Below are 25,894 nucleotides of genomic sequence, written 5' to 3'. Positions count from 1 at the left end.
TGTTGGTCTTGTAGTTGAAGAATTACTGCTGTGTGATCCGATTGTCACTGCAGGCTAATCGCCAACGAAATACACAGCTGGTCCGTCGACCCGATCGTCATCATCGATCCCTAAGATCTGCTGCAACCGACGGGTGATCTCCATCCGCGGCCGCTGCGGGGTGCTATCTGCCACACAATCGAAATTCTGTAGAGACATGGCCGAACCAGGGACTTCAACACAGCTCTGGCCCATTGGCGAATACCAAGTGACTGCACCGTCAGGGGTGAACCTATACTTCCATCCCAGCGCATGCTTGAACATCTGATGCTGCTTGCACAACAATTTTAGGTTGCCTTGATTGGTATGTCCGCCCTTGGCCCAATCGTCAACGTGGTCCATTTCCGAATTTTCGGGAGTCTTGTTGCACCCCGGGAACTGACATGTCTGGTCGCGGTAACGCAATAGATCTCGCAGGGCTTGAGGCGGCCGATACTTTGAACGTTCTACGTCGATCACCGCCCCAGTCCAAGGATCCGTGAGTACCCGCAGTATTGACGGTGCTTCAGAAGCGAGATTTAACGCAACGCCCATGGGGATTGGACCGTAGCCTTCCAGCTCTGCAATGCCCTTCTTGCGGTCGGCGAGCAGCTGCACCGCCGGGATGGTGATGGCCACCTTTGTGTGCAGGGTGGTGCCGCCCCCGGCTGGCCAGCCGTCGATCATTGCATCGCGTATGGTGTCGAACCGCAGCTGGTCCGCGGTCCTGCGCTGTTCATGGGGGAGATCCTTTTCGATCCGAGACAGGTCTTTGAGGTGATGATTGAGCGTATTCATGATGGAGATCAGGTCCGGGGCAGGGCCACGCAGCATGATTGCCGCCATGCCGTCCTTTTCAGCCCAATAGGAGACTCGGCGATCTTTGACCGCCCGGCGATGCCGTTCTTCTAAGGAAATTGGGTGCAGTTTTTCCCGGAGCCGCCGGGCTCGCTGGCTGATCGCAGCGTCGGTGATATGTGCTTTCGCAGCTGGCAGCAACTGCTGTTCCATACGAGCGGTGGCTTGTTCATCCAAGCCGCGCGTGTATTTCACGATGAGACCGGCTGCCTGATGGGTGATGGCTCCGGTGGCAAGTGCATCGAGGGTATTGGGTAGTAGATGCCTGAGCGCTTCTGACTCGGCGAGACGTTCAAAGAGATGAGTAGTTGTATCACGACAGGCCAAGGATGCTTCCGCAACGAAGTTTGAACGCGCAACGTTTGCATCGTCGGGAACGACCCGGTAGTGATGGGCTGCGACGTCGGTCAGCCAGTCAGCTTCACTGATGCCTTCGGCCATTGCCTGTTCCTTGGTCATTGTTCCGGGTTCGGAGATCAAGGTGTTTTCGGAACGAATGATTGATTCGGCGCGGCACAGGTTCTCGAAGGTGTCTGCCATGAGCACTGTTTCTGCAGCATTGAGCATTGAGCGGATCCGGCTGATGGTGGCGAGCTGTAACAAGCCGGTGGCCGGGTCGGTTGCAGGCAATGCAGCGGTGAGGGAGGCGACGGTGTCTTGGAGCCGGGTGAAGTAGAGCTGCTGAGTCAGCACCTCGCCCCAAGATCCTTCGTTGCCGGAGGTATGACGGCGCCCGGGGATGGGACCCGGCAAGTGGTTGGGATGGAAGGGCTCCTCATCATCCCGGTGGTATCTATTGTAGTTCTTCATGGGTTAATTATCCCGCGTTAACCCGATGTTGTGTATGGTTTTAGTGGTTTAGATCATGTATCAATCGTAAACATATTCGAATATATGATTGCACTTCGGGCACAAAAATAATTTGCTGAAATTGCCGAGCTAGAACCTATGGGACGGTGCAGGATCCTGCGAAACGCTATCCTTCGGTGGAGGCTGCGCCGTTGCCGTCGTTCTTGTTTTGATCTTTGCTTTCATTGGCAGGGCGCTCTGCAGATTCGTCACCCTGTTTCTTGGACTCGCGTTGTTTGAGTTCTTCCTCACGAGCTTTTTGCTCTGAGTCGCGCTGCTGCTGACGGCGCCAGACCTCCAGCTGACGCAGGAAGTCTTCATCATCATCGGGCGCGTGCGAGGTCTGAGGGTTGTAGTTCGCAACCTTTTGAGGACGGCCCAGGGCAAACCACAATCCGGCACCGATCAGCGGAAGAAAGACGATCACTGCAAACCAAGCAGGCTTGGGCAATGAGCGTACTTCTTGAGACCCTGAGCGGGCACATTCAATCAACGTGTAGATCATCAACGCGACTGAAATCAATGCGGTGAAAATAATGATGCGGACCATGCTTCCAGTCTAATGAAAATATTCCTCACAGGTTCATCGGTAAACTTTAAAGCATGCAGCTTCTGAAATATACCGTGCTTCGTCTGGGAATTTTCCTAGTCGTGTTTCTTGGACTTTTCTTGGGTCTGAAGTGGCCAGTTTTCATCGCCGGTCTGATCGGCCTGATCGTTGCGTTTGCGGTCTCTTACCTGTTCTTCAACAAGCTCCGCATCAGTGCGGGCCAGGACGTGAGCAAGGCGTTCTCCAAGACCAGCTCGAACAAGACCAAGAAGCAGCTGGACGACGAGGCGGTCGAGGATGCCTACGACGACGCGCAGCGCAAGCCGACGGATCCAACCGCCTAAGAATTCTGCCCACCAGCACCATGTGGGCGCAAAACTAAACGCCCTGTGCCTCAGCGAACGCTGAAGCAGCAGGGCGTATCTTTTGTCTGTAGCGACAGTGCGGCTAGTCCATCCACATCGGCAGGATGATGGCTGCGGTGAAGAGCAGCGCGTAGACCATGTTGACGATGCCGGTCTGCTTGAGCACAATCACAAGTTTGCGTAGTTCTGGCTCACGCAGCATGGTCATCGCCGGGGCGATGGCTGGCAGGAAGGTGACGAGGATCAGCCACATCCATGGGTAGGTGCCAGTGACCAACAGGGGGAGCAGGATGGCGACGGCGAGCATCAGCACGTAGCTCAGGCGGGCGTTATGTTCGCCCAGACGGACGGCCAGGGTAATCTTGCCGACTTCCTTGTCGGTGGGGATGTCGCGCACGTTGTTGGCCATCAGCAGCGCGCAGCCGATCAGGCCAGTACCCACGGCGCCGAGGATCGATGCCAGATTGACGTGGCCGATCTGGGTCAGCGTCGTTCCCATGGTGGCAACCAGGCCGAAGAAGATGAACACGTAGACATCGCCCCAGCCGCGGTAGCCGTAGGGGTTCTTGCCGCCGGTGTAGCCCCAGGCGGCGAAGATCGCGGCAACGCCGATCAATAGCAGCGGCCAGGTCTGCGAGAGCACCACCAGCGCTAGACCGAGCGCGGCGGCCAGGCCGAAGCAGCCGAAGGCCGCGTTGCGCACGTTCTTCGGTGCGGTGAGCTTGGAACCGGTTAGGCGCAGCGGGCCCACGCGCTCGTCGTCGGTGCCGCGGATGCCGTCGGAGTAGTCGTTCGAATAATTCACGCCGATCTGCAGCAGCAGGCCGACGCACAGTGCAAGCAGGAAGTTGACCCAGTGGAACACGCCGGTCTCGCCGACGGCGGCGGCGGTTCCGATGACTACCGGGGCAATGACGATGGGCAGGGTGCGCAGACGGGCACCTGCAACCCACTGGGAAAGTGTGGCCACTTTCAATCCTTTCGCGGCGAACTGAAAAATTCGTACCCTCTAGTTTCCCGCGAAACCCTTGGCAAGGCTAATCGGGGGCTACTTCGCCCCGCGCAGCGCCCCGATGATGCCCTGCCTGTTGAACTTGCCATTGGCCAGCTGCGGTAGTCCCTGCGGGTAATGCTGCAGGTATTTGGGGACCGCCTCCTTGCCCAGCGTTTGACGCAGCGCTTCGAAGGCTTCAGCCGTTGCGGTGGGTCCAGAATAGGCCAGCCCCACCGCCTGGCCCCATTGGGCATCGGACACGGCAACCACCATGACCTGAGTGAAGAACTCTTCGAGCAGGCCTTCGATCTTGGCCGCGGAGAGCTTGACGCCGCCGGAGTTGATGACGTCGTCGATCCTGCCCTCGATGTGCAGCCGGCTGCCGTTCACGGTGCCCAGGTCGTCGGTCAGGTACCAGCAGCTGCCCTCGCGGTCGACGAAGTGTTCCGCGGTGGCCTGCGGGTCCTCGGCGTAGCCGTCGGCGAGCATCGGCCCGGTGACCAGGATCCGGCCCGCTTCCTCGCGCAGCTTGACCCCCGGCAGGGCGGTGCCGTTGTAGACCAGTCCGCCGCAGGTTTCGGCCGATCCGTAGGTCTGGAAGATCTTCAGCCCATGGTGGCGGGCGGCGGCGAGCAGGTCCTTGCTGGCCCGGGCGCCGCCGAGCAGGATGGCGTCGAAGCGCTTGAGCACCTCGATGGTTTCTGCACTGGGATGGTCCAGCAGGCGGGCCAGCTGGGTGGGTACCAGGGCGGTCAGGCGCTTTGCTTCCAGCATCTGCTGCGCCGCGGCGGTGAAGTCGGCGGCGGAAAAGGAGCCGTTCTGTTCCATGATCACCGGCTGGGTGCCGGCGAACAGCGAGCGGGTGAGCACCGAGATGCCTGCGACGTAGTGCACCGGCAGCGCCAGCAGCCACTGGCCCTCGAAGCCCAGAAACTCAGCGGTGGCCTGGGCGCTGGAGGCCATCGCGGTGACGCTCAGGACCGTGCGCTTGGCCCGCCCGGTGGACCCGGAGGTGCGCACCACCACCATCGGCTCGTCGAACCCCGGCAGCGCCTGGGCATCGAGCAGGTTGAGGCTGAACCCGGCGGGCATGCTGGGATCTGCCACCACTTCCACCGCGGGCCCACCGTCGTTGGCGGCGTTGGCCAGGGCTTGAAGCAGGGTGAGGTGGGGTGCGTCCATCGCTGTTTCCTTCGCTGCCTAGAAGTAGTACGGGTGGTTGGACCAGTCCGGATCGCGTTTGCCCAGGAAGGCATCACGCCCCTCCACCGCCTCGTCGGTCATGTAGGCCATGCGGGTGGCCTCGCCGGCGAAGACCTGCTGGCCGGCCAGGCCGTCGTCGGCCAGGTTGAAGGCGAACTTGAGCATGCGCAGGGCCTGCGGGGATTGGCGGGCGATGTCCGCCGCGTACTCAAGGGCGACCTCTTCGAGGCGCTCATGGTCGACCGATTCGTTCACGGCCCCCATACGCACCATGTCGTCGGCGGAGTATTCGCGGGCCAGGAAGAAGATTTCGCGGGCGGTCTTCTGGCCCACCTGGCGGGCCAGCAGCGCCGAGCCGTAGCCGGCGTCGAAGGAGCCGACGGTGGCGTCGGTCTGCTTGAACTTGCCGTGCTGCTTGGAGGCTATGGTCAGGTCGGAGACCACGTGCAGGGAGTGTCCGCCGCCGGCGGCCCAGCCGTTGACCACGCAGAGCACGACCTTTGGCATGGTGCGCATCAGGCGCTGCACCTCAAGGATGTGCAGGCGGCCGGCGCGGGCCGGGTCGATGGATTCGCGGGTCTCGCCCTCGGCATAGCGGTAGCCGTCGCGGCCGCGGATGCGCTGGTCTCCGCCCGAGCAGAAGGCAAATCCGCCGTCCTTTTCCGACGGCCCGTTGCCCGTGAGGATTACGGTGGCGACGTCGGAAGTCATACGGGCGTGGTCCATGGCCCGGTAGAGCTCGTCCACGGTGTGCGGGCGGAAGGCGTTGCGCACCTCGGGGCGGTCGAAGGCGATGCGCACCGCGGGCAGGTCGCGGACGACGACGCCGTTCTCATCGCGCTGAACCTGACGGTGGTAGGTAATGTCGGTGAAGTCGAATCCCTCGACCACGCGCCAGCGCGTCGGGTCGAAGGTATCTGAAACTTTGGCGGGCACTGCTGAAATATTCTGGCTACTCACCCTATGAATGCTAGCCCGAATGCGTCCGATGTTCAGCACGCCCGCCGCGGTGTTTAGTCGGCCTGGGACTTCTGCGGGTGAGGGACCGCGGCCAGGATGCCGGTATCCAGGGCATCGGGGATCTGCGTGCCGCGCAGCGAGGCGCCGGCGGTTTCAGGCATGAACTTGATGGCCACCGCGCCGATCACGCAGGCGGCCATCATGTATACCGCGGGGAAAAGCATGAAGCCCGTGGTATTGATGACCGCCTCGTTGACCACGGCGGCGGTGCCGCCGAAGACGGCGGTCGCCACGTTGTAGGTCACCGCGAAGCCGGCAAAGCGCACATGCGAGGGGAACATCGCCGGGAAGGTGGCGGTGATGGTTGCCAGCTGCGGAATGTACAGCAGGCCTAGGATCGCGAAGGCAAGGATCGCCAAGCCGAACGACTGGCCCATGAGCCAGAACATCGGCAGCGCCAGCACGAAGAGGCCGATGACCGAGGTGTACCACATCGGCTTGCGCCCAACCTTGTCGGAGAGCGAACCTGCGAAGGGAATCACCGCCATCATCGCCACCTCGCCGATCAGGATGGTTGACAGCGAGGCGCTGGAGCTCAGCCCCAGCTGGGTTTCCAGATAGGTGGGCATGTAGCTCAGCAGCGTGTAGTTCACGACGTTCAGGGCGATGACCAGCCCTGTCATGGTCAGGATCGGACGCCAGTAGGTCAGCACCAGTTCTTTCAGGGTGCCGCTGTTCTGGGTTTCTCCCGCCTCTTCCAGCTCCTGGAACACCGGGGTGTCCTCCAGCTTGCTTCGCAGGTAGAGGCCGATCAGGCCCATGGGGAGGGCCAGGAAGAACGGGATGCGCCAGCCGTAGGCCATCATCGCTTCTTCACTCAGCGAGAGCTGCAGCGCCAGCATCACGGCGGTGCCCAGAGCGAAGCCGCCCAGGGTGCCGAATTCAAGGAAGGATCCGAAGAATCCGCGCTTGCGGTCCGGGGCGTACTCGGCCATGAATGTCGCCGCTCCGCCGTACTCGCCGCCGGTGGAGAATCCCTGCACCATGCGCAGCAGCACCAGCAGGATCGGGGCGATGACGCCGATGGACTGATAGGTGGGCAGCACGCCGATCAGGAAGGTGGCGCCGGACATCATGAGGATGGTCAGCGCGAGGATCTTTTTGCGCCCGAGCTTGTCGCCCAGCGGCCCCCAGACCAGGCCGCCGAGCGGTCGGACTAGGAAGGAGAGCGCGAAGGTTGCCAGCGCCATGATGGTGCCGCCCTCGGTGGGGAAGAAGTGGGCGGTGATATAGGTGACCGCCACCGCGTAGACACCGTAGTCGAACCATTCGGTCATATTTCCCATGGCCGATGCGGCGGTGGCCTTGCGCACCTCGGCGCGGCCGGCAGAAGTTGTCATATCCGGACCGATCTCGTGTTCGAGGTCCGGGGTAAAAGGTTGGCTGTTTTCCGGTTGCATGAATGCTCCGATGCTTCTCAGCTTTGCGTCGACCGGATGCCCGGGGCGGCGTTGAAAAATTTCCCGCCCCGGTGACGGTCCACGATCTGGGCGCTGCCCAGAGTCGGTCAGCCACCGAGGATACGCAGTACATTTTGTATATTCAATGGTTGACAAGGTTTTCATAAGGTTCGCATTCGGATAAATACCCCGATAGCTTTCGCGCTCTAGGCGCTGAAACACCGACTGGCCTAGGGTAGCTGGAAGAAAGTGTGACGTGCCCCGCCTTTATTATTGAACGAATGGTCGGTAAGTTAGGGTGTTGAGCATCACTATAATTTTGGCGCAAGGAGCAATCATGGCCGAGGCATTTCTCGTAGGTGGAGCACGTACCCCAGTTGGCCGCTACGGCGGCGTGCTGAGCTCGGTGCGTCCCGACGATCTGGCGGCGCTGACAATTCGCAAGGTCATCGACGAGGCGGGCATCGACCCGGCCCTGGTGGACGAGGTCATCTACGGCAACGCCAACGGCGCCGGCGAGGAAAACCGTAACGTCGCCCGCATGGCCTGGCTGCTGGCGGGCTTCCCCGACACGGTGCCCGGCATCACCGTCAACCGCCTGTGCGCCTCGGGCATGAGCGCCATCACCATGGCTAGCCACATGATCAAGGCGGGAGCGGCGGATATCGTCGTCGCCGGCGGCGTGGAGTCGATGTCCCGCGCCCCATGGGTCATGGAAAAGCCTTCCAAGGCCTTTGCCAAGCCGGGGGCAACCTTCGACACTTCCATCGGTTGGCGCTTCACCAACCCGAAGTTCCTCTCCGGTGAATACTCGCGCGGCGGCAAGGCCACCTACTCCATGCCGGAGACCGCGGAAGAAGTAGCCCGCGTCTACAACATCTCCCGCGAGGCGGCCGACCAGTTCGCCGTAGATTCCCACGCCAAGGCCATCGCCGCCATCGAGGCGGGGCACTTTGTGGAAGAGATCGTCCCGGTCACCGTCAAGGGCCGCAAGTCGGACACCATTGTGGACACCGACGAGGGCCCCCGCCCGGGCACCACCATGGAAGTCCTCGCCGGACTGCGCCCGGTGGTCTCCGGCGGCTCGGTGGTCACCGCCGGCAACGCCTCCACCCTGAACGACGGCGCCTCGGCGATTATCGTCGCCTCCGAACGCGCCGTTGCGAAATACGGCCTGAAGGCTCGCGCGCGCATCGTCGACGGCCAGGCCGCAGCCCTGGCCCCGGAAATCATGGGCATGGGCCCGGTCCCATCCACCCAGAAGGTGCTCTCCCGCGCAGGCCTGGACATCTCAGCCATCGGCGCCATGGAGATCAACGAGGCCTTCGCCTCCCAGTCGCTGGCCTCCATGAACGAGCTGCACGTGGACCCTTCAATTGTGAACCGCGACGGCGGCGCCATTGCGCTGGGCCACCCTCTGGGCTCCTCGGGCTCGCGCATCGTGATCACCCTGCTGGGCCGCATGGAGCGCGAACTAACAGGTGAGGGCCGCAAGCTCGGCGTCGCTACCATGTGCGTGGGCGTCGGCCAGGGCACCGCGCTGCTGGTGGAGGGCGTCTAAATGAGCCTCGTTGAACAAGCCTTTGCCACGCTGAAGATCAGCGAGGGACCGGACCGCGTCTGGGTGCGGCTGCACCGCCCCGAGGTCCGCAACGCCATCGACCAGGTCATGGTCGACGAACTGCATCAGGTGTGCAGCTACCTGGAGCGCGAACCGAAGATCCTGATCCTCGCTGGCACCCCCGGCACTGCGCCCACGGCGGAAAAACCCAAGGGCTCCAAGGGGATCTTCGCCTCCGGGGCTGACATCGCCCAGCTGCGCGAGCGCCGGCGCGACGACGCACTGGCGGGCATCAACTCCACCATCTTCGACCGCATCGCCAAGCTGCCCATGCCGGTCATCGCGGCCCTAGACGGCTTCGCACTGGGAGGCGGCGCCGAGCTCGCTTACGCCGCAGACTTCCGCATCGGCACCGCAGATCTGCGCATGGGCAACCCGGAGACCAACCTAGGAATCATGGCCGCCGCCGGCGCCACCTGGCGGCTCAAGGAGCTGGTCGGGGAGCCGCTGGCTAAGGAGATCCTGTTGGCGGGCAGGGTGCTCACCGGAGCCGAATGCCTCGAAGCCAAGCTGATCACCGAACTGCACCCGGCCGAGGAACTCGACGCGGCGGCAGAGGCGCTCGCCGACCGCATTGCCGCCCAGGACCCGCTGGCGGTACGCATCACCAAGTCGGTGTTCCATACTCCGCGCGAGGTCCACCCGGTGATCGATACCCTGGCCCAGGGCATGCTGTTCGAGTCGCAGGCAAAATTTGACCGTATGCAGGCATTCCTAGACCGAAAGAAGAAGTAAGCATGAGCGAACAGACGAATTTCCTTGCAGGCGCACTGCCTGCTGCGATGGGTGTGCTCGGCGGCGGGCGCATGGGCGCCGGCATCGCCCACGCTTTTTTGATCAGCGGCAGCAAGGTCACCGTCGTGGAACGCGACGAGGCTTCGGCCGCCGCGGCCTATGAGCGCGTCGCCGAATCGGTGGACAAGTCCATCGCCCGTGGTTCGGTGACCGAGACCCGTGAGGACCTGCTGGCACGCTTTGCGGTGAGCACCAGCTACGCGGACTTCTCCACCGCGCAACTGGTTGTCGAGGCGGTGCCTGAAATCTGGGACCTGAAGGTCTCCTCGCTCAAGGCAGTGGAAGCAGAATTATCCGATGGCGCGGTCCTCGCATCGAACACCTCTTCGCTGTCGGTCAGTGGACTGGCGCAGGAACTGGCCCGCCCGGCAAACTTCCTGGGACTGCACTTCTTCAACCCGGTCCCGGCCTCCACGCTGATCGAGGTGGTCATCGGCAAGCAGACGCAGAAGTCTTTGGTGGCCGCCTCGCGCGGCTGGGTTGAAGCGCTGGGCAAGACCCCGGTGGTAGTCAACGACGCGCCGGGCTTCGCCTCCTCGCGCCTTGGCGTTGCCATTGCCCTGGAAGCCATGCGCATGGTGGAAGAGGGCGTGGCCAGCGCCGAAGACATCGACAACGCCATGGTGCTCGGCTACAAGCACCCCACCGGCCCGCTGAAGACCACCGATATCGTCGGGCTGGACGTGCGCCTGGGCATTGCCGAATACCTGCACGAGACCCTGGGCGAGCGGTTCGCTCCGCCGCAGATCCTCAAGGACCTGGTGGCCGAGGGCAAGCTGGGCCGCAAGACCGGCCAGGGCTTCTACACCTGGTAGGAACCTACATTAAATGGCGGCGCTGCCCGTTGAGCTTGGATGGGCTCAACGGGCAGCGCTATTTAACCAGTACTACCTAGACGAACATGGTTGCCAGCAACGACGAGAATAGCTCCTCAGCATCGCGTTCCAAGCCCTTTGACGTGAAGAAATCGCAGACGTTGATGCAGTCGCGGTGCAGGAAGTCCAAGCCCTGCACGTTGCCCAGCAGGTCCACGCACTGCGGCACATCGATGATGACCAGCCGCTCGCCGGCGACCAGCATGTTGTAGGCCGAAAGGTCGCCATGGGCGATGCCCAGGCCCACCATGGATTCCATGGCCCCTGCCAGCTGTTCCCACAGGGAAGCAAGCCGGGGGTCGTGGCGCGGAATCTGCTGCAGCCGAGGCGCCGCGGCGCGCTCGTTGTCAGGATCTGCGATGAACTCCATGAGGATTTCGGTGCCGTCGATCTGAACCGGGTAGGGGACCGGGACCCCTGCCTCATGGCAGCGGCGCAGGTAGGTCCATTCGGCGCTGGCCCACTGCAGGGCCGAGACCTCTTTACCGTAGGACGAGTTGTTCTTGACCGCTCGATTATCACGCGAGCGCCGCGCCGAGCGGCCCTCGCTGTACGCCTGAGAACGGCTGAACTGCAGGTGCTCCCTGCCTCGGTAGCGTTTGGCCGCCAGCAGGCTGCTGCGTTCGGTGGTGGCTCGTTCTACGAGGAAGACGTCGCCTTCCTTGCCAGTTTTTAAGATGCCAAGCTCGGTATCCAGCGCCGAGGCGTCCTCAATCAGCCACGAGGGATAGGGCTTGGGGCCATGGCAGCCCTTTTCCACCGAGAGCCAGGTGGAATAGCGCTGGTTCTCGCCCAGCTCGTCGTAGTCGACCTCGTCCCAGACCGGCTTGCGGCGCAGATTTTTGGAGCTGGTTTCTTCGGTATTGAAAGAAGTGCGGATTAATTGATTGGTTGCGGCGGATTCGCCGTAGGTGTTAGACACAATGAGTCCTTTGAAAGAGGGGAAGAAAGCGAAACAAGGTAACGGACAGTCATCGGTACCCCTCCTCGAATAGAGTCATTGGCGTTTATCAATGACTTAGACTCTACAGCACGTTCCGCATGTGATGCAATGGATTCATGACGCACGCCCTCGAATACCGCAAACAAGACATCGATATGCACTGGGACGGCGCGGTGAATGCACGGCTCATCTGCGGACGGTTCTATCGGATGGGTCGTCGGGAGTGGCTGACCGACCGCGGGTGGGAGCAGCTGCGCGCCGCAGGCATTGCCACGGTGATCGACCTGCGCAACCCAGGGGAAATCAAGCGCCGCGAGTTCGATCCTGAAATTACAGGGGATGCCGCGGCGGGGATCGACATAGTCAATCTTCCGCTGGAGGAAGCGGGCAACGAGCGCTTCGAAGCGGTGGCGGTGCCCTATATGAACCACACAGGAATGTATCGCCTGGTCTGCGAGGAATTCGGCGAGAACCTGCGTGGAGTATTCGAGCACTTGGCCCAGGCATCCGGCGCGAGCGTCGTGCACTGTTCTGCTGGCCGCGACAGGTCGGGACTGGTGGCCACGCTATTGCTTGACCTTGCGGGGCGCCGTGAAGACATTGCCCTGCATGATGAATTGGCGGTGCGCGGGATCAACGAATGGCATAGGGTTTCACCGCGCAAACATCCCTATGAAGTCCACCGCAGCGAGGCCGAACTGCAGCGGGCGATCACCGAACGCGCCCAGGGCTTGGAGGAATTTATGGCGTGGGTCGGCAGTGCCGAAGAGTATCTGCGCTCGGTGGGCATGGATGCGGCGGTGGTGCGGAAGTTGAAAAGTCTGACAAGTTCGGAAACAATCTGACAATTCTGGACGTGCGTGGTTAGGCTCATGACATGGATGGACAGCTACAGCATCACGGATTGAACTACGTCGAACTCACCGTCACCGATATGCGGGCGGCCAAGGACTTCTATGCCGCCGCCTTCGGATGGACGTTCACCGATTACGGCACCGACTATGCGGGATTCACCACCCCCGGCGGACGGGGCGAATCGGGCGGGCTGCTGTTAGCGCCGCAGCCGAAACCGGTGGGTGGGCCCTTCGTCCTGCTCTATTCGGAAGATCTGGACGCCACCGCCGCAGCCATCGAGGCGGCCGAAGGGTGGATTAGCACGCCTGCCTACGAGTTCCCTGGCGGGCGGCGATTGCACTTCGTGGACCCTGCCGGCAACGAACTGGGCGTGTGGGGGCTGCGCTAGGCATGGAGTCTGTTGCGGCGCAACAAGAAGCAGCTGCGCAACACGTGGCCGAGCAGCTGGCGCTGCTTCGCGGTGCCGACAAGCCTGCACTGGTCGGCAAGGGCACCGAATTCCTGTTCTTTACTGCATGCAACGACGGACGGTCTGAGGGCTACCGAGTGCCGCGGGCACCGGTCTTCGATACTGCGAATAACCCTTCGACCGCCGCGAAGGGCCTGCAGGAGAAAGAGTTCGAGCTGTCGAAGTGGGCTGCCGGTCACGGCATTCCCAGTGCACGCGTTGAAGAAATCGTCGAGGTCCGGGGCTATCCGGTACTGGTGCTGGAGGTGATTGACGATGACGGTTCGGCGCTGGAATCATCTGCCGTCGGCTCCTTGCTTGCTCGGATGCACCGCGCAGCACCGCCGGATTTTATGGTGCACGGCAGCGAACAGAACTTTGGGCAGTTCCTTGCCCAGCGCCTGAGCCGACGGTACGCACTGACGCAGGAGTCGCTGCAGCTGCCACGGCTGCCCGACCAGGCAGCCCTGGAATCATGGCTCAACGCCGAGCTTGTTGCACGCTCGGTGGCGCACCTCGACGTACGACGGCAGAATTTCAGGGTCAGCTCAGGTATGCCGACGGCCCTGTTTGACTGGAGCAATGCGCTGTTGGCCCCGCCGGAAATCGAAGCGGCGAGGCTGGCCGAATACTCGCTGATCGAAGACAACGGCATCGACTACAACGAGTTCCTCGCCGGTTATCAGCAGTCCGGCGGCAGGCTGCGAGATCAAGGTGCGGCATGGAGGGTGCTGCAGTTGGACACTGCAATCATGCTGACCGGGGTATTCAGGTCGCTGGCTGAAAACAAGCGGCTTGCCCGCTTGTTCGCCGATCGAGCCAGCGAGCTCGCGGAGTCGCTCTAAGGTCCGGCGATCGGGGAGCTGTTGTGGGCGGCGCGCATCTTTGATCCCCTGTGGGTGTTCTCGATCACGCTTGGCTGATATGGTTAACAGCAATACTGACCGACCGTTCAGGAAGGAATTGCGTCGATGACGACAGCCCAGATTGGTGTAGTACCTAGTTTTATTGCAGGGCAGTGGGTGACTCCCGCAGCCGGCGGCACCGAGGTGCTCGATGCCAATACCGGTGAGCTCCTTGCTACCGTGACCAAGGATTCCCTCGACGTCGCAGGCGCGGTGGCCTACGGACGCACCACCGGCCAGCGTGAACTTGCCAAGCTTTCGCTGCATGAGCGTGCCTTGAAGCTCAAGGAACTCGCGCTCCACCTGAATGCGCACCGCAAGGAACTCTATGAGATCTCCTTCAAGACTGGTGCGACCAAGATCGACTCGATGGTGGACATCGACGGCGGCATCGGCGTGCTATTCACTTTCTCCTCCAAGGGCCGCCGCGAACTGCCGAATAGCAATGTTGTGCTGGATGGACCAACCGAGCCGTTGAGCAAGGACGGCTCGTTCATCGGCACACATATCTACACCGCCCTGACCGGCGTCGTCGCCCAGGTCAACGCATTCAACTTCCCGGTCTGGGGCATGTTGGAGAAGTTCGCCCCTGCCTTCATCGCCGGCGTGCCGACCATCGTGAAGCCTGCAACCCCCACAGGCTACCTCACCGAAGCTGTGGTGCGTCTGATGCTTGACTCCGGGCTTTTGCCCGATGGCTCGCTGCAGCTGCTCTCCGGTTCGGCTCGCGATTTGATGGACCACCTAGACTACCGCGATGTGTTTGCCTTCACCGGATCGGCGTCCACCGCCAGCAAGTTGAAATCCCACCCGAGCGTGATCGACGGGGGTGTGCGTTTCAGCGCAGAAACCGATTCGTTGAACGCCGCCATCTTGGGGCCGGATGCTGTGGAGGGAACGCCGGAGTTCGAGGCGTTTATCAAGGTTGTGGTCAATGAGATGACCGCCAAGGCTGGCCAGAAGTGCACCGCGATCCGCCGCAACATCGTGCCTGCAGGGCAGGTCGAGGCGGTGATCGCTGCCATCGGCAAGCGCATCGACGAACGTGTGGTCATCGGCGACCCCCGGGTCGAAGGCGTCACCATGGGCGCTTTGGCATCCCTGGATCAGCTACACGATGTGCGCACGGCGGTTGAAGACATGCTGGCCGCCGGCGGAGAGCTGGCCTATGGCCGACTCGACGCCCCTGCGGTCCGCGTCGCACCGGAAAAGGACGCAGTCGCCGAACGCGGAGCCTTCATGTCCCCGGTGGTGCTGCGCTGGGAGGATCCAAAGAACCCTATGGTGCACTCCCGCGAGGCCTTCGGACCGGTCAGCTCCGTGATCGGTTACGACAGCGTCGAGGAAGCGGTGCAGCTGGCCGCCATGGGCTCCGGTTCGCTGGTAGCCACCGTCTGCACCAACGACCCAGAGGCGGTGCGCGCGCTGAGCCTGGGCATAGCGGGCCACCACGGCCGCGTGCACATCCTTAACCGCGAAACCGCGCGCTCCACCACCGGCCACGGCTCACCGGTGCCGCACCTGGTCCACGGCGGACCGGGCCGCGCAGGCGGCGGCGAGGAGCTGGGCGGCATCCGCTCGGTCAAGCACCACATGCAGCGCACCGCCGTGCAGGGTTCGCCGAATATGATCACCGCGCTGACCGGCGTCTGGCACACCGGGGCGGACCAGCAGCTGGCAGGCGCCGAGGAATTCGGCGGCAAGGCCGAGAACGTGCACCCGTTCCGCAAGTCGCTGGCCGAGCTGAAGATTGGTGACGGCTTCGCTTCGCCGCTGCGCCAGGTCACCCTTCAGGACATCACCGACTTCGCCAATGAAACCGGTGACACCTTCTACGCCCACACCAATCAGAAAGCGGCGGAGGCCAATCCGTTCTTCCCTGGCATCGTGGCCCACGGTTACCTGCTGGTCTCCTGGGCGGCAGGCCTGTTCGTCCAGCCGGCACCGGGACCGGTACTGGCCAACTACGGCCTGGAGAACCTGCGCTTCATCACCCCGGTGGCCGCAGGAGATTCTATCCGCGTCACCCTGACCGCCAAGAAGATCACCCCGCGCGTCACCGATGAATACGGAGAGGTCGTCTGGGATGCGGTGCTGAACAACCAGAACGGCGAACTGGTCGCCACCTATGACGTGCTGACCCTGGTGGAGAAGACCGACTCCACCTACGCCAACTGGGAAGGCTAATTCATTAAAAAGCGCAGCCCTTGCTTTCGATCATGAAAGCAAGGGCTGCGCTTTTGCGTTTGACTAGTTGTTCTCGGTCTTCGCGTTGAGCTTGTCCAAGGTGGCCTTGGCGGCGGCGTCCAAGGCCTTTTCTTCATCGGTCAGTTCGATGACCTCGTCCTTTGCGGCCGGAAGGTTGCGCCACAGGAAGAATCCGTAGAGCGCTGCGATGGCGGTGAACACCTGCAGGCCAAGCATGCCCAGCACCGGGTTCATGACGAAGTACACGACGACGTTGGCAATGGCACCGACGGCCAACAGCAGCCAGCCTGCGCGCACGCCGCGAGCAATGAGCACAAAGGAGGCGAAAAGCACCGCTTCGGCGAAGTACATCACCCAGATTTCCTTGGTGGCGCTCAGGTAGGTGCCGCTGATCAGGAAGACGTTGAAACGCAGCGCCACCAGCAGGATGACGCCGGCGATGAAGCCGATGACCGCGGTGAGCGTCAGCGGGGAGAGGGTGACGTTGCGGACGAATTTGCCCTTGAGCTCAAAGCGGGAGAAGCGCCAGAGCCCGAAGATGGCAATGATCAGCAGCGGGATGCCGTAGAACAGGGCAAAGAGGTCGTACTTCATGGCGTTGATGATCGGGCCGGCGAAAACCGCCATGATCAGGGCCCACCAGCCAAGGTCGTTGCGGTGTGCCAGCAGGAATGCGGCGATCACTACGAATAGGGCGCTGACCGCATAGAGCACGATCTGGACGCCGGAGTCGGTGCTCAAGTTCAGCTGGAAAAGACTGTCTAAAATTTGTTCCACGATGCTTCTTTAGGTCAGTTGAGTATGGCTCGGTGGGCACGCAAGGCGCCGATACGATGCTAGCTGTGAATCCTGTGAGGAGCACAAGTTAATTTGCTTTGACGCGGTGCAGCGGGTGCGAGTTAGCTCACACAGCACAAAGCTCCGGCCGCAAAGATGCGGCCGGAGCTTTGTCGGCTAGCGCTTGGGGTGCAGTCCGTCGAACAGCAGGGTGATCGCATGGTTTTCCAGCGTCACCGCGTCGAGGGGGCCTTCGAGGCGGTACCAGTCCACCACGGAGTTGATCATTCCGAACAGCAGGCGGGCGGTGGCGCGGGACTCCAGGTCTTGGCGGATCTGCCCGTCGCGCTGGGCAAGCACGACAAGTTCGGAGAGCTGCCGGTCCATTTCACGTCGACGCTGCAGCGCCGTGCGCTCCAGCTCGGTATTGCCGCGCAGCCGCAGCAGCAGGGTGACATAGGCGCGCTTGGCGATCAGGATGCGCACCGTGGAGCGCAGGAAGAACTCTAGGCGCTCCTCGGAGGTGCCCTCGTGCTTCTTGACCTCGTCGATCATCGACTCCAAGGGAATGAGCGCCTCGTCCAGTGCCAGACGCAGCAGGTCTTCCTTGGAAGGGACGTGGTGGTAAATCGCGGACTTGCTAATCCCTAGGCGATCGGCGAGCTTGCCCATCGAAGTGGCATCGTAGCCGTGCTCATTGAATGCCTCGACGGCAATCTGTAGAACGGTTTCTTGATCATATCCAGGTCGGCCTCGTTTGGCTGGCTGGGTCACTGTAGGGGTAGATTCCATAACTCCTCGATTATTCCACGTCCCTATCCCTTTAGCTGTTACGCAGGTCGTAGATGCGCTTGAGCTTGCCCATCGAGCGTTCCAGGGACTCTGGCTCGACCACGTCGATGGCGCAGGACGAGCCGACATGGATCTTGATCAACTTGGCCAGCTGCTTGGCGGCATTGGCGCAGTCCTCGGCGGTGGCGTCCGCGCGGCGTTCCACCTTGACCGCCAGCTGGTCCATGCGGTCCGGGCGGGTGAGTACCAGCTGGAAGTGCGGCGACAGGGCCGGGACCTTGAGGATCAGCTCTTCGATTTGGCTCGGGAACAGGTTCACACCGCGCAGGATGATCATGTCGTCGCTGCGGCCGGTGATGCGCCCCATGCGGCGGTGGCCCGGGCGGGAGGTGCCTGGCATCAGTCGGGTCAGGTCGTGGGTGCGGTAGCGGATGATCGGCAGCGCCTGCTTGGTAAGTGAGGTGAAGACCAGCTCGCCGTGTTCGCCGTCGGGCAGCACCTTGGTTTCGTCAAAGGCGTCCAGGATCTCCGGGCGGAAGTGGTCCTCCCAGATGTGGCTTCCGTCCTTGCGCTCGTTGGATTCTCCGGCGACGCCGGGGCCCATGACCTCGGAGAGTCCGTAGATGTCGCAGGCGTCGATGTCGAACATTTCTTCAAGCTCGTGGCGCATTTCCTCGGTCCACGGTTCGGCGCCCAGCACCGCCACCTTCAGCGAGGTGGCGCGCGGGTCAAGGCCCATGCGCTGCATGGCATCGCCGATGGTCAGCAGGTAGGTGGGGGTGCACAGGATCGCATCCGGGGCGAAGTCCTTGATCAGGGTGATCTGCTTTTCGGTCTGACCGCCGGACATCGGGATCACGGTGGTGCCCAGGCGCTCCGCCGCGGCGTGGGCGCCCAGACCGCCGGTGAACAGCCCGTACCCGTAGGCATTGTGGACCTTCCAGCCGGGCTTGACGCCGGAGAGGCGCAGGCAGCGTGCGCCCAGCTTGGCCCAGTCGTCGAGGTCCTGCTGGGTGTAGCCGACGACGGTGGCGCGGCCGGTGGTGCCCGAGGAAGCGTGGATGCGCACCACCTCATGCTGCGGGACGGCGAACATGCCGAAGGGGTAGGTCTTGCGCAGGTCTTCCTTTTCGGTGAACGGGAAGATCTTCAGATCGTCCAGCACCTTCAGGTCGTTCGGGTGCACCCCGGCGTTGTCATACTTTTCCTTGTAGTACGGCACGTTGTCATAGGCGTGGTGCAGGGTTTCCTGCAGGCGGGTGAGCTGGATCGATTCGATTTCATCGCGGCTCATGGTCTCTTCGGGATCCAGCGGATTCGGTAGCGTTTCGCGATCGATGTTCTGGGACATGCTCGTTCTTTCGTGTGGTGAGGCGAGTGGGCGCGCGCAGGCTTAGCGGCCTTGCGGCTTCGGTACGGTGCGGGAGCGGCCGCGGAATTCGGCCACAGTTTCGGGCGAGCCGTCGGGGCGTTCCTGGGTGACGGTGATGTCGTAGATTCCGCTGCGGCCCTGCTGAGATACACGGAGGGCGGTGGCGGTGAGCAGTCGGCCGGGGATCCCCGGCTTGAGGAAGTTGATATCTGCGCCGGAAGCGACGGTGATGGTTTCATCCGAGCCCTCGGCTGGATTGCAGCTGAGGGCAAAGGCGGTGTCCGCAAAGGCAAAGATCATTCCGCCGTGGGCTATGCCGAAGCCGTTGAGCATTTCTTGTCTCAGCGTCATGGTGATGACTGCCTTGCCATCGCTGACTTCTACTACCTCAATGCCCATCCATTGAGTTGCGTAGTCGTCCTTGAGGATTGCATGGGGCAATGGTTTCTCGACCTGTGTTTCGCTCATTGAGTTCCTTCGCCGATTTATTTACCGAACGATCATTAGGTAATAACATAATGTGAGCTAAGTCAAGTTTTGCAGGTGTTTTGTCCACGCTTCAGGCGCGTTTGGCGCCGATGGTCTTAGCCGGCGAAGATTTTTGCGTGCAGTGCCAGAATGAATGGTTCCTTGATCCGGTTGTAGTCCATAATCAGGCCTTGATCACCATCTTTGGCAAGCAGTTCGCTGGCGGCTGCGTATTTGACCGCCGCGTAGGCACTGCGGTCCTCAGCATGGGTGCGCAGGTGGTCGCGAAAGAGCATCATGCGCAAATATTCGGGGCTTCCGGAGCTGAAGATATGGATGTTCGCCGGCGCCAGGTTCGTTGATCCGCCCGGCTTGAACATGCGGTGTGCGTACCATCCGGGTTCGCGGTGCCAGAACACCAGGCCCGCCGCGCGCAGCTGTGGAACATAGGAGTCTTCATCGTCCGCGTCCGGGACGATCAGGGCGATGTCGATGATCGGCTTGGCGGGCAGGCCGGGCACCGAGGTGGAGCCGGTGTGCTCAATGGCTAGCGCCGCCGGTCCCAGGGCGTCGGCGATGACCCGGCGCAGCGCTTGGAAGTCCAGCGGCCAGTGCGCCTGCGGTTCGACCAGGGTGACGACCCCGCGCGATAGTGCACCGTCGACCTCTTGATAGCCGGGGTCTTCGGTGGGCTGCGAGGCAAGCAGCGGAGCATGGGGCAGGGTGCCTAGGTAGCGCTGGGTGCCGGGCCAGCGGGGGTCGGGGGCGGAGCGCGAGAGAACGCAGCCCAGGGCCCGGTAGAAATCCACCGCGTCGTCATCCGTCGTGGCCCAGATCCCCTTGTGGTGCAGCCGCTGAAGCTCATGCATCAGGGAACTTGCCAGGCCGCGGTGCTGGTGGGCAGGCAGCACCGCGAGGTATTCAACGCACAGCGAGTACTCATCGCTGTGCCGGTAGGCGGCCAGGGCACACACCTGGCCCGCGGCGTCCAGCCGGGCCAGCACCTGCAGGTGCTCGCAGGCATCGAACAATGCCTGCAGGGCTGATTCGTCCACCGGGTCGGCGGCCAGCGTCAACAGGCCGCGCACTGCCGGATTCTGACGGTAGTCGTTGATCTGTATGTGGCGCATGGCCGCCTTCCAGGGTGGTGGTTGTACTTACTTCACTTCGGTGCAGCCCAGCGCGTCGAGGATGAAAGCGTAGTCCCAGGCGCGGGACTTCCACGACTCGTAGCGTCCTGAGGCGCCGCCGTGTCCGCCGTCCATCTCGGTCTTCAGCACGATCGGCTGCCTTCCGGTGCCGACCTCGCGCAGCTTGGCAACCCACTTTGCCGGTTCCACGTAGAGCACGCGGGTGTCGTTCAGCGAGGTGACCGCGGCGATCTTCGGGTAGTCCTGTGCGGTGATGTTCTCATAGGGGGAGTAGGACTTCATGTACTCGTACACCTCCCGGTCTTCGATCGGGTTGCCCCATTCCTCCCATTCCAGGGCGGACAGCGGCAGATCCGGGTCCAGGATCGATGTCAGTGCGTCGACGAAGGGCACCTGTGCCACAATCGCCGTGTACAGCTGCGGAGCCATGTTGGCGATCGCGCCCATCAGCAGGCCGCCGGCCGAACCGCCCAGGGCGACGATGCACCGCGGGTCGGCGATGCCCGCATCGATCAGGTGCATGGTGGCGTCGATGAAGTCGGTGAAGGTGTTCTTCTTGTGCAGCTTCTTGCCCTGCAGGTACCAGTTGCGGCCCAGCTCGCCGCCCCCACGCACATGGGCGATGACGAAGACGACGCCGCGGTCCAGCACGCTCAGGCGTGGAATGCCGAAGCCCGGATCCATGGACGCCTCGTAGGAGCCGTAGCCGTAGATCAGCACGGGCGCCGGCACGGTGTCGTCCAGGTCCGCCCGGCGCATGATGGTCAGCGGGATCTTGGTGCCGTCTGCGGCGACTGCCCAGTCTCGGGTGGAGACGTAGTCGGCTGCGTCGAAGTCGTTGACCGGGCTTTGCTTGCGCAGCTCAAGACCCAGGTCATCGAGCCACAGGTCGTACACGCGGGCCGGGGTGAAGTCCGCGGTGTAGCTCATGCGGATCAGCGGGGCTTCGAGGTCGGCGAAGATCGGGCTGGCGGTGAACAGCTCGTCCTCGAATTCCGGCTCGATGACCGGCTGCTGGGCGGTGCTGCCCAGTGAATCCAACGGGATCAGCTGCACGCGCTCGCAGGTATCGCGGCGCACCGAGAGCACCAGGTGGGATCCGGTGAGCACCGTGCCTTCCACCTTCACGGTGTCCTGATGCGCGACGACGGTGCGCCAGCTGGCAGGATCCGCGTCGGCGCCCAGCTGGTCCAGGTTGGCCAGGGACACCATGTTGTTCGGCGCATTGAAGTCGTGGGTGATCACGCCCTGATTCGCGGAGCCGGGCAGCAGGTCGATGCCGTGCAGGATGCGCAGGCTGCGCGGAACCAGCAGGGTGGGCTGTGCGGTGGGATCGGCGAGGTCCAGGACGCTGGTCTCCGAGTACTCCGAGTTGCCGCTGGAGATCATCAGCTTGCTGCGGTCCGGGGAGAGCTCGAAGCCCAGCCACATGCCCGGGTCGTTCTCTTCGAAGACGACGGTGTCGGCGGCGGCGTCCGTGCCGATCTTGTGGGCGCGGATCTGGTGCGGGCGCCAGGTCTCGTCGACCACCGTGTAGTAGATGGTGGAGGAGTCGGGGGAGAAGGCCAACCCGTAGAAGATGCCCTCGATGCTGTCCGCCAGCAGGGTGCCGGTATCGAGATCCTTGAGGTGCAGGGTGAAGCGCTCATCGCCGGCGTTGTCCACGCAGTAGGCCATGAGGTTGCCCTCCTCATTGATGGCCATGCCTCCTAGTGAGAAGAATGGCTGCCCCTCGGCCAGCTGGTTGCCGTCGATCAGCACCTGCTCGTCGGCCAGTTCCGTGGAAGGGTCGATCACCGGGGGAGTCCACTGGGTGCGCAGGTCCGCGGCGTCCTGGGCCTTGACGCGGCACTGCAGGGTATACGGCTTGCCCTCAACCGAGCGGGTGAAGTACCACCAGCCGCGGCGTCGAGTGGGTACGGACAGGTCGGTTTCAACAGTGCGGGCCTTGATCTCGTTGAAGATGGCATCGCGCAGCGGTTGCTGCCCGGCGGTGATCTCATCGGTGTAGGCGTTTTCTGCCTGCAGGTGCTCGATGACCTTAGGGTTTTCCTTCTCGCGCAGCCACTCGTAGTCATCGATGAAGACATCGTCGTGGAAGGTGCGAGTCACTGGGTGCTTTGGTGCTATGGGCGCAGCGGCGGTGCGCGGTTCGGAAGTCATACCCCTATTGAATCCCAGATCATTTGGCTTTGGCATGAGGCTATGCTCTGCGCGGACAACTTGAGGCCGCCCGGTGGGCAATGACGCGCGGGAAAGTGCGAAAGGGTTTTTTCGCGCACCTGTTCGCCCTAGGCTTACAGGGATAGGTATCAATCCGCACCGCGGGCCACTCGCCCCAGCTCATGAGAAAGCGATTGAGATTAAGTGAAAAACACAAAGACAGCACCCCGGCAACGGCTGCTGACCCGATGGATCGCCGCACTGGCCATCGGCATGCTGGCCCTGGTCGCCGGGGCTCCGGCCTCCCTGGCCGAGGGCAGCGACAGCGTTGAGGGCAAGACCTTCATCATCGGCACCGACACCACCTTCGCCCCCTTCGAGTTCCGCCAGGACGGCGAACTGACGGGTATCGACATGGATATCCTCAACACCATCGCCAAGGAGGAGGGCTTCAACGTAGAAATCCGCTCCCTGGGCTTCAGCGCCGCGCTGGCAGCCCTCTCGGCCAATCAGGTCGACGGTGTGATCGCGGGTATGTCGATCACCGATGAGCGCAAGGCGATCTACGACTTCTCCGAGCCGTACTTCGAGTCGGGCGTTCAGATGGCAGTTGCCAAGAACAACGACACGATCAAGAGCTACGAAGACCTCAAGGGTCAGACTGTCGTCGCTAAGACCGGTTCCGAAGGTGAAACCTATGCCCGGTCCATTGCCGACCAGTATGGTTTCAAGGTCAAGGCGCTTGACCAGTCGGCCAGCATGTATGAGGCGGTTAAGGCGGGCCAGGCGGTGGCGGTCTTCGACGACTACCCGGTACTTGCCTACGGCATCGCCCAGGGCAACGGCCTGAAGACCGTTACCGACAAGGTACCTGGCGGCTCCTATGGCTTCGCCGTGAACAAGGGCGAGAACAGCGCGCTGCTGGCCGCCTTCAACGACGGCCTGGCAGAAATGAAGGCCAACGGGGAATACCAGAAGATTCTGGACAAGTACCTCGCCGATCCTGCGGCCGCGGCGCCGAGCAACTTCTTCGACCTGGTGGCCAAGTCCTTCCCGGCCTTGATGACGGGTCTGTGGCACACCCTGCTGGTCACGGCGGTCTCCTTTGTCATCGCCATGATTTTGGGCCTGATCTTCGGCTTCTTCAAAATCTCGCACAACATCGTGCTGCGCGGCATTGCCACGACATTCATCAATATCTTCCGCGGCACCCCGCTGCTGTTGTGGGCCTTCATGTTCTACTTCGGCCTACCGCAGCTGCTGGGTGTGGGCATCAGTGTCTGGACCGCAGGCATCTTGACGCTGTCGCTGAACGCCGGCGCCTACGTTGCTGAAATCGTCCGCGGTGGCATTCAGTCCGTGGATCCGGGACAGCTGGAAGCGGCCCGTTCGCTGGGCCTGGGCTACGGCAAGTCGATGCAGAAGGTAGTGATTCCGCAGGCATTCAAGATGATGACCCCAGCGCTGATCAACCAGCTGATCATCTCCCTGAAGGACTCCTCGCTACTGTTGGCCATCGGCTTCACCGAACTGCTTTACCAGGGCCAGCAGATCTACGCGGCGAACTTCCGCGTTACCGAAACCCTGCTGATCGTGGGCTTCATCTACTTCATTGCCATCATGGCCCTGACCAAGCTGGCTAACTACGCTGACAAGAGGTTCAACAAGTGAGCAACGTTAAGATCCAGGTAGCGGACCTGCACAAGTCCTTCGGCTCCAACAACGTGCTCAAGGGCATCGACTTGGACATCGCCGAGGGCGAGGTCGTCTGCGTGATCGGCCCGTCGGGCTCCGGCAAGTCAACCCTGCTGCGCTGCCTGAACAAGCTGGAGGAGATCACCTCCGGCAAGGTCGTGGTGGACGGCTTCGACGTCACCGATCCAAAGGTGGACATCAACCAGGTGCGCCGCCACGTGGGTATGGTGTTCCAGCACTTCAACCTGTTCCCGCATATGTCGGTGGCGGAGAACATCATGCTCGCCCCGGTGGAGCTGAAGAAGATGAATCGCACCGAGGCCCGCGCCAAGGCCCTGGAGCTGCTGGAGCGCGTGGGGCTGAAGGAAAAGGCCGATGCCCGTCCCGCCTCGCTGTCCGGCGGACAGAAGCAGCGCGTGGCCATCGCCCGCGCGCTGGCCATGGCGCCGGGGATCATGCTCTTCGATGAGGCCACCAGTGCGCTGGACCCTGAAATGGTGGGCGAGGTGCTGCAGGTGATCAAGGAGCTGGCCGATTCGGGCATGACCATGGTGCTGGTGACCCACGAGATGGGCTTCGCCCGCGAGGTCGCCGACCGGGTGATCTTCATGGCCGACGGCGTCGTCTGCGAGCAGGGCAAGCCCGACGAGCTGTTCGGCAACCCGCAGCAGGAGCGTACCAAGGACTTCCTGTCCAAGGTGCTCTAAGTTCTGCACCTCAGGTCGCCCCGCGGATGAATTTCATCCGCGGGGCGACTTTTTTAGTGCAGGTGGGCATGTCACAGCCTAAGCACAGCAAACTATAATTGTAGCTTCAAGTTTTATTTGTAGGGTTGTTGGCGAGTTGTTACGAAGCCGCTCGTCCCCGAAAAGTAATTAATGGAGATTGAAATGACCAACCGAAACAACCCGCTTCTAGCCTCTGCGGGCCTCTTGGTGCTGCGCGTCGCGCTCGGCGTCATCCTGACGGCGCACGGCTGGCAGAAATTCTCGCAGTACACCATCGCCGGAACCACCAGCTCCTTCGAGCAGATGGGCATTCCAGCGGCCAGCGTGGTGGCGCCGATTGTTGCCAGTATTGAACTGGCCGGCGGCATCGCCGTGATCCTCGGAGTCTTCTCCCGCATCTTCGCGGCGCTCATTGCCCTGGACATGCTCGGCGCACTCTTTACCGTGCACCTGTCCGCCGGAATCTTCGTCGATCAGGGCGGTTATGAGCTGGTGGCAATTCTCGCGGCCGCGGCCATTGCCATTGCGCTCGCCGGACCAGGAAAGTTCGCCCTCGACCACCTGTTCTTCGGCCGCAAGCGTGCCGGGGTGAAGGCCGCCGTGTAGCGCCTGCTTGAGCTTGGGCCCCGGAGTGTTCCCCGGGGCTTTTGTGTGCCCAGGGGCGCCAGCGGGCGGGGTGAGGCTTTGAAACATGCGCCTCGGGGGAGTTGGATGTTGACGTGACAGATCCCACTCTGACATACTGAACGAACGGTCAGTATGTAAATAGTTTTCAGTGAGGTGAACCCATGGCCCCGACCACACCGCAGGAGCCGGGACTAAATGCCGTCCCAAGCTACGA

At 62.3% G+C, this 25,894-nt stretch carries 24 protein-coding genes; 11 read left to right on the top strand and 13 right to left on the bottom strand.

The features are described from left to right. Positions 1-54 precede the first annotated feature (54 nt). Together RUH64_RS13545 and RUH64_RS13540 are read right to left on the bottom strand one after the other, a co-directional pair. Positions 55-1,686 carry a DUF222 domain-containing protein gene (locus RUH64_RS13545; protein WP_313814074.1) on the bottom strand — a complete coding sequence of 544 codons (1,632 nt, stop codon included), beginning with the start codon at positions 1,684-1,686 and terminating at the stop codon, positions 55-57. 166 nt (positions 1,687-1,852) lie between these two features. Next, positions 1,853-2,275 (bottom strand): PLD nuclease N-terminal domain-containing protein, encoded by a 423-nt coding sequence (locus RUH64_RS13540; RefSeq protein ID WP_313814073.1) that lies wholly within the window; start codon positions 2,273-2,275, stop codon positions 1,853-1,855. A 53-nt stretch (positions 2,276-2,328) separates the two neighbouring features. Here RUH64_RS13540 and RUH64_RS13535 point away from each other — a divergent pair, with 53 nt between their 5' ends. Next, on the top strand, positions 2,329-2,619 hold the full coding sequence (locus RUH64_RS13535) for a DUF4229 domain-containing protein (RefSeq protein WP_313814072.1): 291 nt from the start codon (positions 2,329-2,331) through the stop codon (positions 2,617-2,619). Positions 2,620-2,722: 103 nt separating this feature from the next. On the opposite strand, the gene RUH64_RS13530 is transcribed toward RUH64_RS13535, so the two are convergent. From RUH64_RS13530 to RUH64_RS13515, 4 genes are all read right to left on the bottom strand, one after another. Continuing rightward, positions 2,723-3,610: a 1,4-dihydroxy-2-naphthoate polyprenyltransferase gene (locus tag RUH64_RS13530; protein ID WP_313814071.1), complete on the bottom strand. Its 888-nt coding sequence runs from the start codon at positions 3,608-3,610 to the stop codon at positions 2,723-2,725. 78 nt (positions 3,611-3,688) lie between these two features. Further along, on the bottom strand, positions 3,689-4,816 hold the full coding sequence (locus tag RUH64_RS13525; RefSeq protein ID WP_313814070.1) for an AMP-binding protein: 1,128 nt from the start codon (positions 4,814-4,816) through the stop codon (positions 3,689-3,691). Positions 4,817-4,834: 18 nt separating this feature from the next. Then, entirely contained in the window at positions 4,835-5,797 is a 963-nt protein-coding gene (locus RUH64_RS13520; RefSeq protein ID WP_313814069.1) for a 1,4-dihydroxy-2-naphthoyl-CoA synthase, read from the bottom strand. 53 nt (positions 5,798-5,850) lie between these two features. Beyond that, positions 5,851-7,257: an MFS transporter gene (locus tag RUH64_RS13515; protein WP_313814068.1), complete on the bottom strand. Its 1,407-nt coding sequence runs from the start codon at positions 7,255-7,257 to the stop codon at positions 5,851-5,853. Between the two features lie 337 nt (positions 7,258-7,594). On the opposite strand from RUH64_RS13515, the gene RUH64_RS13510 reads away from it, so the two are divergent. The 3 genes from RUH64_RS13510 to RUH64_RS13500 are packed head-to-tail and all read left to right on the top strand — an operon-like array spanning position 7,595 to position 10,488. Continuing rightward, positions 7,595-8,818, top strand: coding sequence for a thiolase family protein (locus tag RUH64_RS13510; protein ID WP_313814067.1), 1,224 nt, complete (start codon positions 7,595-7,597; stop codon positions 8,816-8,818). After that, positions 8,819-9,613 (top strand): enoyl-CoA hydratase/isomerase family protein, encoded by a 795-nt coding sequence (locus tag RUH64_RS13505; protein WP_313814066.1) that lies wholly within the window; start codon positions 8,819-8,821, stop codon positions 9,611-9,613. A 2-nt stretch (positions 9,614-9,615) separates the two neighbouring features. Next, a complete protein-coding gene (locus RUH64_RS13500) occupies positions 9,616-10,488 on the top strand; it encodes a 3-hydroxyacyl-CoA dehydrogenase family protein (RefSeq protein WP_313814065.1) in 873 nt (290 codons plus the stop codon). Positions 10,489-10,564: 76 nt separating this feature from the next. Here the strand turns inward: RUH64_RS13500 and RUH64_RS13495 are convergent, their stop codons facing one another. Next, positions 10,565-11,470 (bottom strand): RIO1 family regulatory kinase/ATPase, encoded by a 906-nt coding sequence (locus RUH64_RS13495; protein ID WP_313814064.1) that lies wholly within the window; start codon positions 11,468-11,470, stop codon positions 10,565-10,567. Positions 11,471-11,607: 137 nt separating this feature from the next. Between RUH64_RS13495 and RUH64_RS13490 the strand changes: the two genes are divergently transcribed. The 4 genes from RUH64_RS13490 (at position 11,608) to paaZ (ending at position 15,886) form a co-directional block, all read left to right on the top strand. Further along, the gene (locus RUH64_RS13490; RefSeq protein ID WP_313814063.1) at positions 11,608-12,336 is read left to right on the top strand and encodes a tyrosine-protein phosphatase; all 729 of its coding nucleotides are present in this window, start codon (positions 11,608-11,610) and stop codon (positions 12,334-12,336) included. A 32-nt stretch (positions 12,337-12,368) separates the two neighbouring features. Beyond that, complete coding sequence (locus RUH64_RS13485; protein ID WP_313814062.1) at positions 12,369-12,734, top strand: VOC family protein; 366 nt, start codon at positions 12,369-12,371, stop codon at positions 12,732-12,734. Then, the gene (locus tag RUH64_RS13480) at positions 12,719-13,639 is read left to right on the top strand and encodes an aminoglycoside phosphotransferase family protein (RefSeq protein WP_313814061.1); all 921 of its coding nucleotides are present in this window, start codon (positions 12,719-12,721) and stop codon (positions 13,637-13,639) included. Before RUH64_RS13485 ends, RUH64_RS13480 begins: the two co-directional genes overlap by 16 nt. A gap of 126 nt (positions 13,640-13,765) precedes the next feature. Then, complete coding sequence (gene paaZ, locus RUH64_RS13475; protein WP_313814059.1) at positions 13,766-15,886, top strand: phenylacetic acid degradation bifunctional protein PaaZ; 2,121 nt, start codon at positions 13,766-13,768, stop codon at positions 15,884-15,886. A gap of 63 nt (positions 15,887-15,949) precedes the next feature. Here paaZ and RUH64_RS13470 read toward each other — a convergent pair whose 3' ends face one another. From RUH64_RS13470 to RUH64_RS13445, 6 genes are all read right to left on the bottom strand, one after another. Further along, entirely contained in the window at positions 15,950-16,684 is a 735-nt protein-coding gene (locus RUH64_RS13470) for a nicotinamide mononucleotide transporter (RefSeq protein WP_313814057.1), read from the bottom strand. A gap of 177 nt (positions 16,685-16,861) precedes the next feature. Next, positions 16,862-17,476 (bottom strand): TetR/AcrR family transcriptional regulator, encoded by a 615-nt coding sequence (locus RUH64_RS13465; RefSeq protein WP_313814056.1) that lies wholly within the window; start codon positions 17,474-17,476, stop codon positions 16,862-16,864. 31 nt (positions 17,477-17,507) lie between these two features. Beyond that, entirely contained in the window at positions 17,508-18,827 is a 1,320-nt protein-coding gene (locus tag RUH64_RS13460) for an AMP-binding protein (RefSeq protein ID WP_313814055.1), read from the bottom strand. Between the two features lie 42 nt (positions 18,828-18,869). Next, positions 18,870-19,316, bottom strand: a complete 447-nt coding sequence (paaI, locus tag RUH64_RS13455; protein WP_313814054.1) for a hydroxyphenylacetyl-CoA thioesterase PaaI — start codon at positions 19,314-19,316, stop codon at positions 18,870-18,872. A 116-nt stretch (positions 19,317-19,432) separates the two neighbouring features. After that, entirely contained in the window at positions 19,433-20,446 is a 1,014-nt protein-coding gene (locus tag RUH64_RS13450; protein ID WP_313814053.1) for a GNAT family N-acetyltransferase, read from the bottom strand. Between the two features lie 27 nt (positions 20,447-20,473). Beyond that, positions 20,474-22,630, bottom strand: a complete 2,157-nt coding sequence (locus RUH64_RS13445; protein WP_313814127.1) for a S9 family peptidase — start codon at positions 22,628-22,630, stop codon at positions 20,474-20,476. A 273-nt stretch (positions 22,631-22,903) separates the two neighbouring features. Between RUH64_RS13445 and RUH64_RS13440 the strand changes: the two genes are divergently transcribed. The 3 genes from RUH64_RS13440 (at position 22,904) to RUH64_RS13430 (ending at position 25,659) form a co-directional block, all read left to right on the top strand. Continuing rightward, entirely contained in the window at positions 22,904-24,301 is a 1,398-nt protein-coding gene (locus tag RUH64_RS13440) for an amino acid ABC transporter substrate-binding protein/permease (protein ID WP_313814126.1), read from the top strand. Further along, positions 24,298-25,032 (top strand): amino acid ABC transporter ATP-binding protein, encoded by a 735-nt coding sequence (locus RUH64_RS13435; RefSeq protein WP_313814051.1) that lies wholly within the window; start codon positions 24,298-24,300, stop codon positions 25,030-25,032. Before RUH64_RS13440 ends, RUH64_RS13435 begins: the two co-directional genes overlap by 4 nt. A gap of 183 nt (positions 25,033-25,215) precedes the next feature. Next, a complete protein-coding gene (locus RUH64_RS13430; protein WP_313814049.1) occupies positions 25,216-25,659 on the top strand; it encodes a DoxX family protein in 444 nt (147 codons plus the stop codon). Positions 25,660-25,894: the final 235 nt, after the last annotated feature.

Origin of the sequence: Glutamicibacter sp. (assembly GCF_032154645.1) — a bacterium.
Classification (GTDB): domain Bacteria; phylum Actinomycetota; class Actinomycetes; order Actinomycetales; family Micrococcaceae; genus Glutamicibacter.
Note: the sequence above shows the minus strand (reverse complement) of the source record. Positions and strands in the feature narration are given on the sequence as shown.

What these genes read in the sequence shown, in the direction of transcription:
- RUH64_RS13540 (WP_313814073.1), bottom strand. Translation starts at nt 2,275, where the DNA reads ATGGTCCGCATCATTATTTTCACCGCATTGATTTCAGTCGCGTTGATG.
- RUH64_RS13465 (WP_313814056.1), bottom strand. Translation starts at nt 17,476, where the DNA reads ATGGAATCTACCCCTACAGTGACCCAGCCAGCCAAACGAGGCCGACCT.
- paaI (WP_313814054.1), bottom strand. Translation starts at nt 19,316, where the DNA reads ATGAGCGAAACACAGGTCGAGAAACCATTGCCCCATGCAATCCTCAAG.
- RUH64_RS13430 (WP_313814049.1), top strand. Translation starts at nt 25,216, where the DNA reads ATGACCAACCGAAACAACCCGCTTCTAGCCTCTGCGGGCCTCTTGGTG.
- RUH64_RS13445 (WP_313814127.1), bottom strand. Translation starts at nt 22,630, where the DNA reads ATGACTTCCGAACCGCGCACCGCCGCTGCGCCCATAGCACCAAAGCAC.
- RUH64_RS13510 (WP_313814067.1), top strand. Translation starts at nt 7,595, where the DNA reads ATGGCCGAGGCATTTCTCGTAGGTGGAGCACGTACCCCAGTTGGCCGC.
- RUH64_RS13450 (WP_313814053.1), bottom strand. Translation starts at nt 20,446, where the DNA reads ATGCGCCACATACAGATCAACGACTACCGTCAGAATCCGGCAGTGCGC.
- RUH64_RS13515 (WP_313814068.1), bottom strand. Translation starts at nt 7,257, where the DNA reads ATGCAACCGGAAAACAGCCAACCTTTTACCCCGGACCTCGAACACGAG.
- RUH64_RS13500 (WP_313814065.1), top strand. Translation starts at nt 9,616, where the DNA reads ATGAGCGAACAGACGAATTTCCTTGCAGGCGCACTGCCTGCTGCGATG.
- RUH64_RS13525 (WP_313814070.1), bottom strand. Translation starts at nt 4,816, where the DNA reads ATGGACGCACCCCACCTCACCCTGCTTCAAGCCCTGGCCAACGCCGCC.
- RUH64_RS13485 (WP_313814062.1), top strand. Translation starts at nt 12,369, where the DNA reads ATGGATGGACAGCTACAGCATCACGGATTGAACTACGTCGAACTCACC.
- RUH64_RS13535 (WP_313814072.1), top strand. Translation starts at nt 2,329, where the DNA reads ATGCAGCTTCTGAAATATACCGTGCTTCGTCTGGGAATTTTCCTAGTC.
- RUH64_RS13545 (WP_313814074.1), bottom strand. Translation starts at nt 1,686, where the DNA reads ATGAAGAACTACAATAGATACCACCGGGATGATGAGGAGCCCTTCCAT.
- paaZ (WP_313814059.1), top strand. Translation starts at nt 13,766, where the DNA reads ATGACGACAGCCCAGATTGGTGTAGTACCTAGTTTTATTGCAGGGCAG.
- RUH64_RS13505 (WP_313814066.1), top strand. Translation starts at nt 8,819, where the DNA reads ATGAGCCTCGTTGAACAAGCCTTTGCCACGCTGAAGATCAGCGAGGGA.
- RUH64_RS13440 (WP_313814126.1), top strand. Translation starts at nt 22,904, where the DNA reads ATGCTGGCCCTGGTCGCCGGGGCTCCGGCCTCCCTGGCCGAGGGCAGC.
- RUH64_RS13460 (WP_313814055.1), bottom strand. Translation starts at nt 18,827, where the DNA reads ATGTCCCAGAACATCGATCGCGAAACGCTACCGAATCCGCTGGATCCC.
- RUH64_RS13490 (WP_313814063.1), top strand. Translation starts at nt 11,608, where the DNA reads ATGACGCACGCCCTCGAATACCGCAAACAAGACATCGATATGCACTGG.